The organism is Leucobacter sp. UCD-THU, from assembly GCF_000349545.1.
GTDB lineage: Bacteria > Actinomycetota > Actinomycetes > Actinomycetales > Microbacteriaceae > Leucobacter > Leucobacter muris.
This window is the reverse complement of record NZ_KB714599.1, coordinates 224,853-241,334: the sequence shown is the minus strand read 5'-3', so window position 1 is coordinate 241,334 and position 16,482 is coordinate 224,853. Positions and strand designations below refer to the sequence as shown.

15 protein-coding genes are annotated in these 16,482 nt (G+C 72.7%); 2 read left to right on the top strand and 13 right to left on the bottom strand.

Translation table 11 applies throughout. The features are described from left to right. Positions 1-182: 182 nt before the first annotated feature. From H490_RS18675 to tilS, 10 genes are all read right to left on the bottom strand, one after another. Positions 183-899, bottom strand: a complete 717-nt coding sequence (locus H490_RS18675) for a DUF2520 domain-containing protein (RefSeq protein ID WP_017882928.1) — start codon at positions 897-899, stop codon at positions 183-185. After that, a complete protein-coding gene (locus H490_RS18670; protein ID WP_017882927.1) occupies positions 896-2,782 on the bottom strand; it encodes a PH domain-containing protein in 1,887 nt (628 codons plus the stop codon). The genes H490_RS18675 and H490_RS18670 overlap by 4 nt, the downstream gene beginning before the upstream one ends. Beyond that, entirely contained in the window at positions 2,779-3,297 is a 519-nt protein-coding gene (locus tag H490_RS18665) for a PH domain-containing protein (protein ID WP_017882926.1), read from the bottom strand. The genes H490_RS18670 and H490_RS18665 overlap by 4 nt, the downstream gene beginning before the upstream one ends. Positions 3,298-3,473: 176 nt before the next feature. Beyond that, entirely contained in the window at positions 3,474-3,992 is a 519-nt protein-coding gene (locus H490_RS18660) for a DUF3180 family protein (RefSeq protein WP_017882925.1), read from the bottom strand. Next, a complete protein-coding gene (gene folK, locus H490_RS18655) occupies positions 3,979-4,554 on the bottom strand; it encodes a 2-amino-4-hydroxy-6-hydroxymethyldihydropteridine diphosphokinase (protein ID WP_017882924.1) in 576 nt (191 codons plus the stop codon). Before folK ends, H490_RS18660 begins: the two co-directional genes overlap by 14 nt. Then, positions 4,551-5,909 (bottom strand): dihydropteroate synthase, encoded by a 1,359-nt coding sequence (gene folP, locus H490_RS30965; RefSeq protein WP_017882923.1) that lies wholly within the window; start codon positions 5,907-5,909, stop codon positions 4,551-4,553. The genes folK and folP overlap by 4 nt, the downstream gene beginning before the upstream one ends. Next, positions 5,906-6,508 (bottom strand): GTP cyclohydrolase I, encoded by a 603-nt coding sequence (gene folE / locus H490_RS18645; RefSeq protein ID WP_017882922.1) that lies wholly within the window; start codon positions 6,506-6,508, stop codon positions 5,906-5,908. Before folE ends, folP begins: the two co-directional genes overlap by 4 nt. 3 nt (positions 6,509-6,511) lie before the next feature. Continuing rightward, positions 6,512-8,770, bottom strand: coding sequence for an ATP-dependent zinc metalloprotease FtsH (ftsH, locus tag H490_RS18640; protein ID WP_017882921.1), 2,259 nt, complete (start codon positions 8,768-8,770; stop codon positions 6,512-6,514). 110 nt (positions 8,771-8,880) lie between these two features. Continuing rightward, a complete protein-coding gene (gene hpt / locus H490_RS18635; RefSeq protein ID WP_017882920.1) occupies positions 8,881-9,432 on the bottom strand; it encodes a hypoxanthine phosphoribosyltransferase in 552 nt (183 codons plus the stop codon). A 264-nt stretch (positions 9,433-9,696) separates the two neighbouring features. Next, a complete protein-coding gene (tilS, locus tag H490_RS18630; protein WP_017882919.1) occupies positions 9,697-10,944 on the bottom strand; it encodes a tRNA lysidine(34) synthetase TilS in 1,248 nt (415 codons plus the stop codon). A gap of 112 nt (positions 10,945-11,056) precedes the next feature. Between tilS and ppa the strand changes: the two genes are divergently transcribed. Then, positions 11,057-11,548 (top strand): inorganic diphosphatase, encoded by a 492-nt coding sequence (gene ppa / locus H490_RS18625; protein WP_017882918.1) that lies wholly within the window; start codon positions 11,057-11,059, stop codon positions 11,546-11,548. 224 nt (positions 11,549-11,772) lie between these two features. On the opposite strand, the gene H490_RS18620 is transcribed toward ppa, so the two are convergent. From H490_RS18620 to H490_RS18610, 3 genes are all read right to left on the bottom strand, one after another. Then, the gene (locus H490_RS18620) at positions 11,773-13,095 is read right to left on the bottom strand and encodes a peptidoglycan DD-metalloendopeptidase family protein (RefSeq protein ID WP_017882917.1); all 1,323 of its coding nucleotides are present in this window, start codon (positions 13,093-13,095) and stop codon (positions 11,773-11,775) included. Between the two features lie 104 nt (positions 13,096-13,199). Then, complete coding sequence (locus H490_RS18615) at positions 13,200-14,381, bottom strand: acyl-CoA dehydrogenase family protein (RefSeq protein WP_031289602.1); 1,182 nt, start codon at positions 14,379-14,381, stop codon at positions 13,200-13,202. Positions 14,382-14,533: 152 nt separating this feature from the next. Next, complete coding sequence (locus H490_RS18610; protein ID WP_017882915.1) at positions 14,534-14,998, bottom strand: Lrp/AsnC family transcriptional regulator; 465 nt, start codon at positions 14,996-14,998, stop codon at positions 14,534-14,536. A 208-nt stretch (positions 14,999-15,206) separates the two neighbouring features. On the opposite strand from H490_RS18610, the gene H490_RS18605 reads away from it, so the two are divergent. Beyond that, positions 15,207-16,475, top strand: coding sequence for an MFS transporter (locus H490_RS18605; RefSeq protein ID WP_017882914.1), 1,269 nt, complete (start codon positions 15,207-15,209; stop codon positions 16,473-16,475). The last annotated feature ends 7 nt before the right edge of the window (positions 16,476-16,482 follow it).

Here is a 16,482-nt window from a genome sequence, read left to right as displayed (position 1 = left end):
AGACGAGCGGGTTCGCATATTCGAACTGCTCGCCGCGCGTGCGCCGAAAGGCGAGTTTCGCATGTCGCGCGGGCGTAGAGGCCGCAGAATCCGCCTTTCGAGGGCGGGCCGGGCAGCGGAGGAGGGATGCGGAGGGACGAGCAGAACCGCGGAGAGCGCGGGGAGGCCTGCGCGACGGCGCGTCAGGGGGCGAGATCCGGCCCCGGCTCGCCGGCTGAGACCCGCAGCTCCTCCTCGATCGCGGCGCGCACCACCCCGCCCACCGTGCGGTCGGGCTCTTCGACGCCGATGGCGCGCAGCGCGTCGGTCGCCTGGCGCACGACCGCGCGCGAGAACTCGGCGGCCGCGTCGAGAGCCTCGGCGTACGCGGGCCGATCCTGCTCGCTGACGATCACGGGCTCGGCCCCCATCTCGACCGCGAGCGCCTGCCCGATCGGCAGCACCGGGGCGGGCGCCGTCACCGCCACGGTCGCGCCCGCGAGCCGCGTGAGGTCGAGGCTCGTGCCAGTGAAGACGACCGCGGGGTGCAGGGCGAGCGGGATCGCCCCGGCGGCGAGCGCCGGCGCGAACACCCCGTAGCCGTGCTCGGGCGCCGTGTGGACCACGAGTTGGCCGGGCTGCCAGGCCCCGGTGGCGGCGAGGCCGCTCACGAGGTCGGGCAGCTCGGATCCCGGGATCGCGAACAGCACGAGCTCGGATCGGCGCACGACCTCGGCCACCTCGAGCACCGGCACCCCCGGCAGCATGGTCTCGGCGCGCTCGCGGCTCTGCTCGCTGATCGCCGAGATGCCGGTGATCGCGTGACCGGCGCCGGCGAGGGCGCGAGCCAGCACGGGACCTACCCGCCCCGCGCCGACCACCCCGACGCCGAGCCGCGAGGCCTGCTGTCCCGCGCTCACGCCCGGTGCTCCCCGTTCTGCTCATCGGGTGCGGCGGCGGGGCCCTCGGCGGCACCGTCGACCTGCTCGGGGATCGCGGCCGGTGCGGTGCGATCGGCGTGCGCGCCGGGGTCCGTCTCGAGGGCCCCGGCCCGCTCACCCTCAGCCCGGGTGGCATGCTGCGTGTCGGGCACCGTCTCGGCCGCGCACTCGACCCCGGGCGCCGCACGGCCCCGGGCGCGCTGCTCGGCCTCGGCGCTCTGCACCCGCAGCACGGTCGCGGCGAGCTCGTCGAAGGTGCGCCGCGCCACGCCGAGCTCGAGGCCGCGCAGCTCGACGCGCACCGGGCCGAGCACGGTGTGCGCCTGCAGCGAGGCGAGCCCCAGGAAGCGATGCAGCAGCGGCCTGCGCAACTGCACCGACTGCGCTCGCAGCACCGGCATCACGGCGAAGGAGCGGGTGAGCGCGCCGCGTCGGATGCGCAGCGTGGCCTCGGCATGCTCGGCATCCGCGATCCGCACGCCCGCGCGCGAACGGCCCCACAGCAGCACCGCGGCTCCGCGCGGCCCCGCCCCCAGGTAGCCGTCGGCGGCGCCCGACAGCCCGTTGCGCAGTTCGGCGATCTCGTGCTGCTCGTCGCCCACCCCGGGCAGCAGCGTCTCGATGACGCGCAGCACGTCGGGCTCCCGGCCGACGGGCAGCACCACGTTCTGCATCGCGTTCTGGCCGCCCTGCGAGAGCGAGTGCCCCGCGGTGGTGATGCGCACCTTCCACCAGCCGAACGGCCGCCACAGCAGCGGCTGCCTGGCCTCGATGGCGTGAATGCGCCCGAAGGGGATCGTCTCGGTGACGGTCGACGTGAGGCCCGCACCCGTGCGCGCCGCGTCGGCCGAGCGCGAGAGGGTGAAGTTGAAGCCCTTGTTGAACTGCCCGAACATGATGCTCGCCATCACGATGAGCAGGGGGATGACACCGAGGATCAGCGCCGGCTCGAGCACGGCCCCGCCCACCACCACCCCGACGATGATGATGAGCGTGATCACCGCCTCCCAGCTCAGCGCGATGCTGCCAACGAGCCTGCCGACGGGCACCTTGACCAGGGTCTGCGCCGCGAGCGCCTCGGGGTCGACGTCGACGTCGACGAAGTCTTGGGCCCGGGCGGTGAGGCCGCTGCTCGGAGCGTCGTAGACGTAGCCGTCGGGGCCGACCGGAGCGGGGCCGACGATGGCGTGCGGGTCGGAGTGGCCCTCGCCCGGCAGGCGCACGGCGGCTCCGCCGCGCTTCGCCGCGGCGAGGCGCAGGATCTGCTCGCGCACCGTCTTCGCGTCGCGGTGGCTCAGGTAGGCCAGCTCGACCTTGCCGCCCTGGCCGCCGGTGAGCACCTCGATCTTGGTGAGGCCGAGGGCGCGGGCGAGCAGCGGACGCTGCAGGTTGACGCTCTGGATGCGGTCGAGCGGCGCGCGCCGGTGCTTGCGGAAGAGCACGCCGCTCTGCTCCTCCACCGCCTCGGCGCCGATGCGGTACGTGTGGAACCGCCAGGCGATCCACGAGAACAGCACGATCAGCAGGATGACGCCGAGGATGCCGCCCAGCACGAGCAGCAGCAGCCCCTCCTCTGCCAGGTACTCGTAGAGGGCGACTACGTCACCCTCGGAGGAGACGTCGATCTCGACGCCGTCGCGGCCCCTCCAGACCTGGTCGGCGAAGAACAGCTCGACGAAGCGGTCTCGGAAGTTGGCGAGCACGATGCCCGCGATCACGATCAGCACCAGCCCGCCCCGCAGCAGCGGGGAGAAGGGGTGCAGGCGGCGCCACCCCTCGGCGTCGGCGGTGCCTGGCAGCACGGCATCCCCCGGCACCGTCACGGGAGGGGGCGTGCCCTCGGCGTCGTGCCGGTCGGTCACAGCCCCGACCTCCGGGTCTCGGCGAGCTCGACCAGACGATCGCGCAGCGCCTCGGCGTCTTCGAAGCGCAGGCCGGGCAGGTTGACGCCGGTCGCGGCCGACGCCGTGACGAACTTGAGGGTGGCCAGGCCGAGCGCGCGCAGCAGTGGCCCGCGCGTGACGTCGACCATCTGCAGGCGCCCGTACGGCACCGCGATCACCCGCTCGAACATGATGCCCCTGCGGAACAGCAGATCGTCTTCTCGCAGGATGTAGCCGATCGCGCGCACTCGGCGGAAGGCCAGCAGCGCGGTGACGAGCAGCAGCACGATCACGATCGGCAGGATGATGAGCACCGGCAGGGGCGCGTTCTCGCCCGGCAGCACGAGCAGCACGACGAACACCGCGACCGCGGCGAGCACCCACAGCATGTTGAGCGCGAGGTCGGCCCAGGCGTAGGAGGGCGAGACCCGCTGCCACTCGACGTCGCCGTTCGGCCACTGCGGTTCGCTGCTGATTCGCTGTTCGTCGTTCACGCCCTCAAGTGTAGAGGTCGCCTCCGACATCGATAGGGGCGCCCCGCGGTCGCGAAGGGACGGGGGGGGTCGCGCGGGCGTCGCCCGCGGCGGCGGTACCCTCGCCTCGGCATTGCGGTCTCTGCTCCGCGGCCCCAGGGCTGCGGCTTCAACGCCGCGGCCTCGGCGCCACGGCCTCAGCCGCGGAACGCCGTCTGGTCGGCGGGGCCGCGACCCGGCGCGGGATCGGCGGTGTCGGGATCGGCATCGTCGTCTCCGGGCGGCACGCGGCAGCAGTGCTCGGCGAAGAGCGCGCAGCCGGTGAGGACCGCGCCCGCGGCGAGCGTCAGCAGCATCGGCAGCCACGTGGCGGTCGGCGCGGGCACGCTGCGCCCGAGCAGCGAGAGCGCGAGGCCTCCCCCGAAGCCGCCGAGCATCCCGCCGACGAGCTGCGCGGCCCGCGAGGCGACCAGCAGGCGCACCGCCTGGAAGGGGTTGACGGCGCCGGGCCCACGCTTGAGCGCGCGCCGCAGCCGGAGCGCGAACACGAGCAGCACCGCGGCGACGAGCACGAGGGTCAGCGGCAGCGAGAGCGGCGGCACCAGAGGCGCGTGGCCACGGTTCGACAGCACGAACTGCACGAGCAGCCCCGCCGCCGCGCCCATCGCGGCGGCGGCGGCCAGCACCGCCGGGTTGCTGCGCTCACCCCTCGGCATGGGCGCCTCCGGCTCGCGGGCGGTCGGCGGAACCCGTTTCGAGATCCGTTTCGGGATCCGGTTCGACGAGGGGCCTCGTGGTGTCGCCGATACGTGCCAACAGGTCGGCGACGCGGCCGTGCCCCATCAGCACCGCGCCGGGGTCGAGGTCGAGCCAGGGGGCGAGCACGAAGTCGCGCTCGTGGGCTCGCGGGTGGGGCACCGTGAGCCGCTCGTCCGAGATCACGCGTCCGCCGTAGAGGATCAGGTCGATGTCGAGGGTGCGGTCGCCCCAGCGCTCGTCGCGCACGCGGCCGTGCTGCGCCTCGATGCGCTGCACGATGTCGAGCAGGGCGTGCGGCGGCAGTGCGGTTTCGGCGATCGCGACGCCGTTGAGATAGCGGGGGGCGTCGGGATCTGGGCCGCGCGTGGTGAGGGCGATCGTGTCGCGCAGCGGAGAGGCCCGCAGATCGCGAATGCCCTCGGTCTCGGCGAGTTCGCGCTGCGCGGCCCGGATCGTCTCGCCGCGGTCGCCCAGATTGGCGCCGAAGGCGAAGAGCACGGGCACGATCTGCGCGATCACGGGCGCACCACCGTCACCGAGACGTCGGCGAAGGTCGCCGCGATCGGGGCGTCGGGCTTGTGCACGGTCACGGTCGCGCTGCGCACTCCCTCGAATCCGAGGGCGACGGCGGCAACTCGTTCGGCGACGGTCTCGATGAGGTCGACGGGATCGCGCTCGACCGCCGCCGCGATCGCCTCTGCGAGTTCGCCGTAGTGCACGGTGCGGTCGAGGGCGTCGCCGGCCGCCGCGTCCCGCAGATCGACCTCGACCTCGGCGTCGATGACGAAGCGCTGGCCCCGCCGCCGCTCGAAGTCGAAGACTCCGTGGTGCGCATAGACCTCGAGCCCGGTGAGCACGATGCGGTCGCCCGATCCACCCGTCGGACCCGACGCACCCGCCGGTATGTGGCCTGCCGTCGATATGGGATCTGCCGTCGATATGCCGTTCTCCCGCGGATCCGCCATATCTTGGGCAGATCCCATATCGACGGCAGGCGACGTTTCGAATCCAGGTCGAAAGCTGGATCGAAAGCTGGGTCGAGAGCCAGGCCGAGCGGCCTCCCAGGCCCCGGCCACTGCAAGTGCCTGGACACTGCCTGCCACGTCGTGCACGCGCACTCCCCACGCGCCCGAGCGTGCGGCGAGGGCCGTCACGACCGAGGTCGCGAGGTCGCGGGCGGCCGGGTCGGCTTCGACACCGGATCGGGCGAGCGCCTCGGCGATCATCCGCTTGCGCGAGGCGCCGATCAGCACCGGGTGGCCGAGCGCGGTCAGCTGGTCAAGGTTCGCGAGCAGGCGCCAGCACTGCTCGCCCGTCTTGTCGAAGCCGAGGCCGGGATCGAGCACGATGCGCCCGCGGTCGACGCCCGCCGCGATCGCGGCTTCGGCTCGGACGGCGAGCGCGTCGCGCACCTCGGCGACCACGTCGGCGTAGTCGGAGCGCTGGTGCGCGGGATCGGGGATGCCGCGCCAGTGTCCGATGATGAACCGTGCACCGTGCTCGGCCGAGGCGAGCGCGGCGGCGTCGAGCATGGCGGGGTCGTGGGCGCCGCCGGAGACGTCGTTGATGCTGCTGGCTCCGGCGGCCACGGCCGCCCGGGCCGTCGCGGCGTGGATCGTGTCGATCGAGGTCTCGAGGCCCGCGGTTGCAAGGGCGCGGATGACCGGCAGCACGCGCCGCTGCTCCTCGTCGACCGGCACGGGGGTCGCGCCGGGCCTGGTCGATTCGCCGCCGATGTCGACGATGACCGCCCCCTGGGAGAAGAGTTCGCGGCCGCGCGCGATGGCGGTCTCGGCGGCGGCGAAGCGGCCGCCGTCGCTGAAGGAGTCGGGGGTGACGTTGAGCACGCCCATCACGAGGGTGGGGGCGCTCATCGCCGCCCTCCCTCGCCGTGCCGTGCGCCCGCCCCTCCGATCAGGGCCATCGCCTCGCTGCGCGCCTCGGGTGCGGCGAGCACGCCGCTCGAGGCGACGGTCACCGTCACGGCCTCGGTCTGGCGCACGCCCCGGTCGGCAACGCAGCCGTGGCTCGCCTCGAGCACCACGAGCACTCCCTCGGGGGCGAGCCCGGCCTCGAGTGCGTCGACGATCTGCTGGCCCAGGCGCTCCTGCACCTGGGGTCGGGCGGCGAGCGTGTCGACCACTTTGGGAAGCGCGCTGAGCCCGACGATGCGGCTGCCGGGGCGGTAGGCGATGTGGGCGCGCCCGCGGAAGGGCAGCAGGTGGTGCTCGCACACGGAGCGCAGCTCGATGTCGCGCAGCATCACGAGTTCTCCGGTGCGCTCGCCCACCGGCACGGCATCGGCGAGGTGCTGCACCGGATCCTGGCCTACGCCCGCGAAGAACTCCGCGTAGGCGTCGGCGACCCGCGACGGAGTGCTCGCGAGCTCGACGCTGTCGGGATCGGATCCGATCGCGCTCAGCAGCTCGCGCACCGCCGCGGCGATGCGTTCACGGTCGACCGACTCAGCCATGCGCTACCGGGTGTCGTCGCGGTCGTCGTCTGACGGGCCTCGCACGCCGAGGTTGCGGGGCGGACGGCTCGTCTCGCCGGGTGCGAGCGGCTCGCCGCCGGGCTGCGTCTGCGGGTCGCCGGGAACGGCCGAGCTCGCCGTCTCGTCGGCGCGGTGGTCGGAAGCCGGGCCGGCGTCGGAAGGCCGGTCGGAGCCCGAGGCATCCGCTGCCGACGAGCTCGGTGCGGCGTCGGCGCGATCGGCGCCCTCGGCACCGGGAGAGGTCGGCTCGGCGCCGTCGGGTGTCTCCACGCTGGGGCCGTGGTCGCCGGGGTGGCGGTTGTCGGTGCGCACCGCGACGGGAACCTCGATGGGCGGGCGGTCCGAGACCGGGCGCCGATCGTTCGACAGCCAGGTGGGCCGCTCGGGCAGCTTCTGCACGTCGCGGAAGATCTCGGCGATCTGCACGTGGTCGAGCGTCTCCTTCTCGAGCAGCTCGCGGGCGAGGGCGTCGAGAGTGTCGCGGTTGGTCACGAGGATCTCGTAGGCCTCGTTGTGGGCTTGCTCGAGCAGCGCGCGCACTTCGGCGTCGATCGAGACCGCGACCCCCTCGGAGTAGTCGCGGCTCTGGCCGAACTCGCCGAGGAAGGCGCCCGGCTGAGCCTGGCCCAGCTTCACTGGGCCGACCGAGGCCGACATGCCGTAGTCGGTGACCATCTTGCGGGCGGTGCCGGTGGCCTTCTCGATGTCGTTGCCCGCGCCGGTGGTGGGGTCGTGGAACACGAGCTCCTCGGCCACGCGCCCGCCGAGCGCGTAGGCGAGCTGGTCCTGCAGCTCGTTGCGCGACACCGAGTACTTGTCTTCGAGCGGGATCACCATCGTGTAGCCGAGGGCGCGGCCGCGCGGCAGGATGGTGATCTTCGTGACCGGGTCGGTGTGGTTGAGGCCGGCCGCGACGAGCGCGTGGCCGCCCTCGTGGTACGCGGTGATGAGCTTCTCGCGATCCTTCATCACCCGGGTGCGCCGCTGCGGGCCCGCGATCACGCGGTCGATCGCCTCGTCGAGGGCCCGGTTATCGATCAGCTGCGCGTTCGAGCGCGCGGTCAGCAGCGCGGCCTCATTGAGCACGTTCGCCAGGTCGGCGCCCGAGAAGCCCGGGGTCTTGCGCGCGACGACCTCGAGGTCGACGTTCTTCGAGAGCGGCTTGCCCTTCGCGTGCACCTGCAGGATCTTGAGGCGGCCCGGCATGTCGGGGGCGTCGACGCCGATCTGGCGGTCGAAACGGCCCGGGCGCAGCAGGGCCGGGTCGAGCATGTCGGGGCGGTTGGTCGCCGCGATCATGATCACGTTGGTCTTGGGGTCGAAGCCGTCCATCTCGACGAGCAGCTGGTTGAGCGTCTGCTCGCGCTCGTCGTGCCCGCCGCCCATGCCCTGGCCCCGGCGCTGGCCGACCGCGTCGATCTCGTCGACGAAGATGATGGCCGGAGCGTTGGCCTTGGCCTCCTTGAAGAGATCGCGCACACGGCTCGCGCCGACGCCCACGAACATCTCGACGAAGTCGGAGCCGGAGATCGAGTAGAAGGGCACGCCGGCCTCGCCGGCGACCGCGCGCGCGAGCAGCGTCTTGCCGGTGCCGGGAGGGCCGTAGAGCAGCACACCCTTGGGGATGCGGGCGCCCACGGCCTGGAACCGCGACGCGTCTTGCAGGAAGTCTTTGATCTCGTGCAGCTCTTCGACCGCCTCGTCGGCGCCCGCGACGTCGGCGAAGGTGACCTGCGGCATGTCCTTCGACACGAGTTTGGCCTTGTTCTTGCCGAACTGCATGACCCCGCGGCCGCCGCCCTGCATGGACGAGAGCATCCACCAGATCAGCAGGCCGATGAGCAGCAGCGGCAGCAGGAAGCCGAGCAGCGACCACAGCGGATTGGGCTGCGGCACCTTGTCGGTGAAGCCATCTGCGAGGTCGGCCTCGTTGACGGTCTCGACCACGGCCTCGCCGCGCTGGGAGACGTAGTAGAAGAAGACCTTGTCGGTGCCGGCCTTCTTGTCGGCCTTCTCGAGCGAGAGGTTGACCCGCTGGTCGCCGTCGATGATCTCGGCCTGCTTGACCTGCCCCTTGGTGATCATCTCGAGGCCGCGCTCGGTGGTGACCTCGCGGGTGTCGCCGCCCGACAGCAGCGACCAGCCGAGCAGCACGATGAGCGGCGCGACGATCAGGTACAGCAGCGGGCCGCGGAAGAGCTTGCGGCTCTTCGACGTGCTCTTCGTCGGTTTCTCTGGCAAGTCAGGGCCTTTCGAGACGGGCGTTGCGGGTCGCAGGTGCAAGCGTAAGCGTAGCCAATACCCCTGACATCGGGCTGCGCCGGGGCGCTTGTCCGCTCAGGGCGCAGCGCTCAGCTGTAGACGTGCGGCGCGAGCACGGCCACGTCGCGCAGGTTGCGGTAGTTCTCGGCGTAGTCGAGGCCGTAGCCCACCACGAACTCGACGGGGATGTCGAAGCCCACGTAGGCCACGTCGACCTCGATCTTGAGCGCCTCGGGCTTGCGCAGCATGGTGCAGATGCGCACCGACTTCGCGCCGCGGCTCTCGAGGTTCTCCTTGAGCCACGAGAGGGTGAGCCCCGAGTCGATGATGTCCTCGACGATCAGCACATCGCGGTCGGTGATGTCGCTGTCGAGATCCTTGAGGATCTTCACCACGCCGCTCGACTTCGTGCCGGCGCCGTACGACGAGACCGCCATCCAGTCCATCTGCGCGTGGAAGCGCAGCTCGCGCGCGAGGTCGGCCATCACCATGACGGCGCCCTTGAGCACGCCGACCAGCAGCGGGGGCTCGTCGCGGTAGTCGGCTTCGATCTCGCGCGCCATCTCGGCGAGGCGGGTGTTCAGTTCGGCTTCGGTGTGCAGTACGACGGTGAGGTCGTCCCCCAGCTGTTTCGCGTCCATGCGACTATTCTTCCACTGCTCGGGCCGGTGCCGGATCGCCCCGCCCCGTTTCGCCCGTTCGACCGGTCCGCGCACCTCCCGCGTTCTCGTCCGGCCTCGCGTGCGCTCGGACCATGCCGCGGTCGGACGGGTACCGCGCCCTACCTGCCCACCGTTCTCTCGGTCTTCGGCCGCATTTCGGAGGAGCTGCGGGGTTTCCGTCCGAAAGAGCGGAGAGCTCCGAAGAACGGGTGGGGTGGAAGGGCGGGTCAGGGCGGGCGCGGATCAGCGGGGCGCCCGCGGAGAGCCCGTCTGATGCGAGAACTCGAGCCGTCCGGCCGCTCGCGAGACCCGCACGCCGGGCACGTAGACCGGCCCCTGCCCGCGCCAATCGGTGACGAGCGCGGCAATCGCGGAGGTGTGCTCGCGGCTCAGGTGCGCGCCGAAGCGACGTGCCGCGATCACGCGGATCACCCGCCCGAGCAGCGCAGCCGGCAGCGCGGCGAGGGCTTCAACCGCCACCCCGGCGCGGGGCGGGGAGGCGCGACCCGCGACCGCGGGCGTTCCGGCCGCCCCCTCCCCCTCGTCTGATATCCCCGCGAGCGCCACGGCCGCGATCCCTTCGGCGATGGCGTCGAGGGCGTCGGCGTCCTCTCGGGCGAGGTCGGCGCTGCGTGCGAGCGCGGCGGGCACGCCGGGGCCGAGCTCGCGCACGAGCACGGGCAGCACCCGCTCGCGCACGCGCACGCGGGAGAAGGCGGCGTCGCGATTGTGCGGATCCCGCCACGGCTCGAGGCCGGCCTCGGCGCAGGCGGCCTCGGTCGTGGCGCGCGTGATCTCGGGCGGCGCGGTGAGGAACGGGCGCAGGATCGCGACGCCGGGATCCTGGGACGAGTCAATCTCGCCGGGTCGACCGCCTCCGTCGGACCGGCCGTCCCGGGCCTCGCGGCCGGGCGCACCGCCCCCGGCAGCCGGGCGGCCGTCGAACGCGAGCTCGCGCCGGGGAGGGATGCCCGCGAGGCTGCGAAGCCCAGACCCCCGCGCGAGCGCGAGCAGCACCTGCTCGGACTGGTCGTCGCGGGTGTGCGCGGTGAGGATCGCGGCGGCACCGCTGCGCTCGGCCGCCCGGGCGAAGGCTGCGTACCGGGCGGCGCGCGCCGCTGCCTCTGGCCCGTCGCCCCGCCCCTCGCCGACGCGCACCCGATCCACGATCACCGGCGCGAGGCCCAGCCGCTCGGCCTGCTCTGCGGCGCGGGCCGCGACGAGCGCCGACCCCTGCTGCAGCGCGTGATCCACCACCACTGCGCCGGCTCGCAGGCCCGCGCGCTCGGCCTCGTACGCGGTCGCGGCGGCGAGCGCCAACGAGTCGGCCCCGCCCGAGAGCGCGACCAGCACGAGCGGCGCGGATCCGGCCCCCTCGCCGGCCGCCGCGCGCTCCGACCGCGCCGTCGCTCCGGTTGCGAGCGCCGTCGACCAGGCTGCGAGCGCGCGCCGCACCGCCGCCCTGGTCTCGAGAACCGCCCGCTGCACCATGCCCCCACGCTACCGCGGCGGCGAGCCTCGGCGATCGGGTACCCTGAGACCGGCAACACACACCGAGGCCGGGACGCCCCGCCTCACGCGACAGAAAGCAACGGAGGAGCGCATGGCCGCAGCATTCGACGCCGTCATCGAGATCCCGAAGGGGAGCCGCAACAAGTACGAGGTCGATCACGAGACCGGTCGCGTCTACCTCGACCGCGTGCTCTACACGAACTTCGTCTACCCGACCGACTACGGCTTCTTCGAGGAGACGCTCGGCGAGGACGGCGATCCGCTCGACGTGCTCGTGCTGCTCGACTACCCCGTGTTCCCCGGCGTGGGCATCAAGGTGCGCCCGGTCGGCGTGCTGCACATGAGCGACGAGGCCGGCGGCGACGACAAGGTCATCGCGGTGCAGTACAAGGATCCGCGCTGGTCGCACATCCAGGACGTCGACGACATCCCCGAGTACACCCGCAAGGAGATCCAGCACTTCTTCGAGCGCTACAAGGACCTCGAAGAGGGCAAGTGGGTGAAGGTCGACGCCTGGGGCTCGGCCGCCGACGCCGAACAGCTCATCACCGAGGCGCAGCAGCGCCTCGCAGACGAGCACTGAGGCTCAGCTCGGCGAGGAACGAGCCGCGCGCGCAGCAGCGCCTCGCGAACGAGCACTGAGGCTGAGCGCGGCGGGGCACGAGCCGCGCGCGTGGCCGAGGGGGCTCGGGATCATGGATCCCGAGCCCCCTCGGCGTCTCTGCCCCGGGTCGCCGTCTCGACACGAGAGAGGGGCCCGGGATCCTGCGATCCCGAGCCCCTCCCCGTGTGAGTTCCGCCCGCGCGCTAGAACGCGATGTAGAACGCCGGGTTGACGAAGTCGTACCAGCCGCCGTCCTGGTTGGGGCGCATCTCGAAGTGCAGGTGGCAGCCGGTGCTGGCGCCGGTGGTGCCGACGAAGCCGATGGTCTGGCCGGCGTTGACCCACTGGCCGCCGCTCACGCTCGCCCACTGCACCATGTGGGCGTAGCGGGTCTGCCAGCCGTTGGGGTGGTTGATGTTGACCATGTTGCCGCCCCCGCCCGGATCCCAGTAGGCCATGGTGACGGTGCCGGCCTGGGCCGCCACGATCGGGGTCCAGCAGGCCGTGGCGAGGTCGATGCCGGTGTGGTTCCATCGGCCCGGCGATCGGAAGCCCTCGGAGACGTAGTAGCCCGAGGTGGGCAGCACCCAGCCGTTGCTGGTGGCGGGTGGCGGGGGCGCGATCACACCGCCGCCTCCACCGCCTCCGCCGCCACCGCCGCCGCTGTTGGCGGCCTCCTGGGCGCGGCGCAGCGCCTCGGCGGCTTCGGCGGCCTGCCGCTGGCGCTCCCGCTCGGCGGCGATGCGCTGCTCCTCCTCGATACGCAGGCGCTCGCGGTACCCGGTGACCGTGGTGGTCGTCTCGTCCTTCAGCGCTTCGAGCTGCAGCTGCAGCTCGCGCTGCTGGGCCTCCTGAGCGCGCACGCGCTCCTCCTGAGAGGCGGCGGCCTCGGCGGCGGCCTGCTGCTTCGCCGCGTACTCCTGCCGCAGCACCTCGCGCTCGGCGCGGGCGCTCTCAGCCTGCTGGCTCAGCGCGTCGGCGGTGTTCGCGGCCTGCTCGGCCTGCTCTGAGAGCTGCGTGTTGCGCTCGGTGGCCTTCGACATCGAGGCCATGCGCTCGAGCAGCGCATCGGTGGTGCTGCCGTCGGAGTCGAGGAAGAGCTCCATGCTGCGGTCGACGCCGCCCGAGCGGTACATCTGCGCGACGATCACGCCGGCGCGATCCGCGGCCTCCTCGGCCTCCTTGCGGCTCTCCTCGGCCTGGCGCTCGAGGTTCTGCAGCTTCTCGGTGGCGCGCGAGAGGTTCTCCTCGGCGGTGTTCAACTCGGCCATGGCCACGGAGGCGAGGTTGCGCAGGCGGTCGAGCTCCTGCTCGCTCGCGGCGAGGAGCCCCTCGATCTCGGTGACCTTCTTGCTCGCGCTCGCCTCGTTCTGCTTCGCCCGCTGCACGTCGTCCCAGGTGGGGAGGTCGAGTGCGTGAGCGGGCGCCGCCGCCGCCTGCCCTCCGACGAGCAGTCCGGCGGCGAGCACGCAGCTGCCGAGCACACCGATGGCGCGCCTCAGCGCCCCCGAGTTCTTCTTCGCCATATCCCCTGACCCGTCTTCGGACTGTGTGATCCCAGCCAACGGTAACACTCCCGTTCCTCGAGCGCACCGCGGCCGGCCCGCACCGCCGATATCCGACGCACGGCTCAGTCGTCGAGCAGGGCCGCCGCGAACATGGGTCGGGCGGCGTCGACGCCGGGCGGATGGAAGATGCCGGCCGCCGCGTCGCGGTAGAGGCGGCTCGCCTCGTGCTCGCCGTCGAAGCCGGCTCCGCCGCAGCAGATCAGCGCGGTCTCGGCGCAGCGGCGGGCGGCGTTGCCGGCGTTGATGCGCGTGCTCACGAGGTGCAGGGGCCAGCCGGCGCCGTGGTCGATGAGCTCGTCGAGATCCCGAGTCACGGCATCGAGCTGCGCCGGCACCGCGAGGAACTCGAGGTGCGCATCGGCGAGTCGGGTGCGGTGCTCGGGCACCTCGGCGAGGCTCGTGTCGCGGCGGGCGGATCGGCGCTGCCGCAGCCCGTCGGCGGCGACGTCGAGGGCGCGCCTCGCGAGGCCCGTGTAGACCGAGGCGACGAGCAGCTGGAAGTTGCTCGCGATCGCGAAGGTGAGCAGGTCGGGGTGATCGCCGGCGGGGATGCGGCGCGCCACGCGATCCGCGGGCATCGGCGCACGGTCGAGCGCGGTCGCGCGGCTGTGCGAGGCGCGCATGCCGAGCACGTCCCATCGCTCGGAGACCGTGACGCCCCCGCCGTCGCGCTCGAGGAAGCCGAAGACGAGGGTGGGCTGCTCGGGGTCGCTCTCGTCGAGCCCATGCACGATGAGCCTCGTCCAGACGGGAGAGAGCGAGGTGAAGATCTTGACGCCCGTCAGGCGGTAGCCGCCCGCGCCGTCGGGTTCGGCGCGGGTGGCCGAGCCCTGCAGCACCCAGTCGTTCGACGGCTCGCTGATGCCGAACGCGAAGATCTCGCCCGCCTTCGCCTCCTCGAAGACCCGCCCGAGCGAGCGGTCGCCGCGCGCGAACATGGCATGCACCACCCCCGTGCACATGAGGTGCATGTTGACGGCGAGCGCGGTGGCGGGGGCTGCGGTGGCGAGCCGCTGCTGCAAGCGCGACACGTCGGGCAGCGTGAGGCCCGGCCCGCCGTACTCCTCGGGCACGAACAGCTCGAGGTAGCCGCGCTCGCGCAGCTCGGCGAGATCGTCGTCGCAGAAGCCGTTCTCCCGATCGGTGACGGCGGCGCGTTCGCGGAAGCGGTGCAGCAGCTCATCGGGCAGGTAGCGTTCGGAGAGCCGCGCGTGGCGGGCCTCGCGATCCTCGGTCGCGCTCATCGTGCTTGTCGTGCTCGTCGTGCTCGCGTTCTCACTCACCCGGCCATGCTATCGAGCGGCCTCCGCGGGGCGCTGGCCGAGAGCGGAGACGGGGTCGGGGCACACCGGGGTCTTGTTCGGGATCGGGATCCGGCTTCCCCGATCGCCCTCGCTCACTCCCCCGCCGCGAGCAGCGCGGTGACCCGGTACGGGATGACCTCGCGCAGGAAGAGGCTGGTCGATGTGCGGTTGATGCCGGGGCAGAGGCGGATCTCCTCGCTCACCCGGTAGAGGTCGTCGGGGTCCTTCGCCACCACGCGCAGCAGCAGGTCGGTGCTGCCGGCCGGCGCGAAGCACTCGAGCACCTCGGGGATGTTCGCGAGCGCTTCGACGGCCTCACCGATCTGGTGCTGGTCGAGCTCGACCTGCACGCTCGCTCCGACGGGGCGGCCGAGCGCGGCCGGTGCGATGCGCGCGCTGTGCAGCCGCAGCGCCCCCGACTCGCGAAGCCTCTCGAGTCGTGTCTGCACGGTGCCGCGCGCGAGGCCGAGACGCATGGCGATCATGGCGGTCGGCATGCGGCCGTCTTCGTCGAGCAGGGTCAGGATGCGTCGGTCTGTCGCGTCGATCCCGTTCACATTGCCCACTTTCTGCCTGTCTAATCCATTCATTATTGACCATATTGATCAATGGGACCAGATTCGCTTGCGCGATTCGTCGCATACCGCTGTACTGGCTCGCAGGGCGCGGTCAGCGCACCGACCCGGCACCGCGAGCGCAGCACCCCGCGCTCGCGGATCGAATCGCAGCACCACCCCCGCTGCAGAACCGAAAGCGAACACGCACGTGAGCACCACCCCCGCCCTCACCTCCCCGGAAACCGAGGCCGCCGGTGCGACCCCACCCGGCATCGCGCTCCATCGACCGAGGCTGCGCGCGACGCTGACCGCCCTCACCCTCTTCAGCCTGCTCGCCGCGGCGAACCTGGCGACCCCGCTCTACCCGCTCATCGAGCGGCGGCTCGGCATCGACAGCTTCGGCGTGACGATCGCGTTCTCGAGCTACGTGCTGAGCCTGCTCGCGGGGCTGCTGCTCTTCCGCCGCCTGAGCGACGTGCTCAACCGCCGCACCGTGCTGGTCTGCGCGCTCGCGGCGACGGCGACGGCCACCCTCGCTCTCGCGTTCGCCCCCACCCTCGCGTGGTTCTGCGCCGCGCGGGCCGTGCAGGGCCTCGCGATCGCCGCGGCGACCGGCACGGGTTCGAGCGCCCTGCGCGTGCTGCTGGCGGGGCGCTCCGATCTCAGCGGGCGCCTCACCCTGCTCGCCACCTCGGGCGGTGTCGCCGCCGGGCCGATCCTGGGCGGGCTGCTCTCGCTGCTCGGGATCGAGACCGTCGCGCCGTTCATCGGCTGGTCGATGCTGCTGCTGGTGCTGGCGCCCGCGATCCTGCTGATCGCCCCGCACCGGGAATGCCGCCAGGAGGCGGGGGCGCGCATCGCCGCGGCCTCCGCCGAGATGCGCGCCGCGGAGCCCGACCCCGCAGCCGAGACCCGCACCGACGCGAACTCGGCGATCCGCTTCGCTGCCGTCGTCGGCTTCGCGAGCTTCGCGCTCTTCGGACTGTGCCTCTCGCTCGCCCCGTCGCTGCTCTCCGAGATGCTGGCGACAGACTCGCTGCCGCTGCTCGGCCTGCTCGCCTCGCTCGTGCTGCTGGCATCGGCGACGATGCAGCTGCTCCCCCTGCGCGGTGCGTGGCGCGCCCCGCTCGGGCTCTCGCTCTTCGCGGCCGGCATGCTCGCCCTGGGCTCGGCTCCGACCGCCTCGGCGCCGGCGCTCTTCGTCGCGGGCAGCCTGCTCGCCGGAGCGGGCCAGGGCATCGCGTTCCAGGCGGCGTTCGGCGCGGCGGTCGCCGCGGTGCCCCAGTCGCGTCACGCGTCGACCGTCAACCTGGTCTACGCCGTCACCTACCTCGGCAGCGCGCTGCCGGTGCTGGGGCTCGGCCTCGCCGCCCGCGGCGTCGGGCTCGCGCCGGCGGTGCTGGGCTTCGCGATCCTCGTCGCGTGCGGCTGCGCGCTGCTCGCGATGCGCGCGGGGCGCCGGATCGCCCGGCGCTGAGCGCGGC

Excerpts from the sequence above, each read along its gene's own strand:
- folP (WP_017882923.1), bottom strand. The coding sequence starts at position 5,909 with ATGAGCGCCCCCACCCTCGTGATGGGCGTGCTCAACGTCACCCCCGAC.
- ppa (WP_017882918.1), top strand. The coding sequence starts at position 11,057 with ATGGCCGCAGCATTCGACGCCGTCATCGAGATCCCGAAGGGGAGCCGC.
- folE (WP_017882922.1), bottom strand. The coding sequence starts at position 6,508 with ATGGCTGAGTCGGTCGACCGTGAACGCATCGCCGCGGCGGTGCGCGAG.
- H490_RS18615 (WP_031289602.1), bottom strand. The coding sequence starts at position 14,381 with ATGAGCGCGACCGAGGATCGCGAGGCCCGCCACGCGCGGCTCTCCGAA.
- tilS (WP_017882919.1), bottom strand. The coding sequence starts at position 10,944 with ATGGTGCAGCGGGCGGTTCTCGAGACCAGGGCGGCGGTGCGGCGCGCG.
- H490_RS18660 (WP_017882925.1), bottom strand. The coding sequence starts at position 3,992 with ATGCCGAGGGGTGAGCGCAGCAACCCGGCGGTGCTGGCCGCCGCCGCC.
- H490_RS18620 (WP_017882917.1), bottom strand. The coding sequence starts at position 13,095 with ATGGCGAAGAAGAACTCGGGGGCGCTGAGGCGCGCCATCGGTGTGCTC.
- hpt (WP_017882920.1), bottom strand. The coding sequence starts at position 9,432 with ATGGACGCGAAACAGCTGGGGGACGACCTCACCGTCGTACTGCACACC.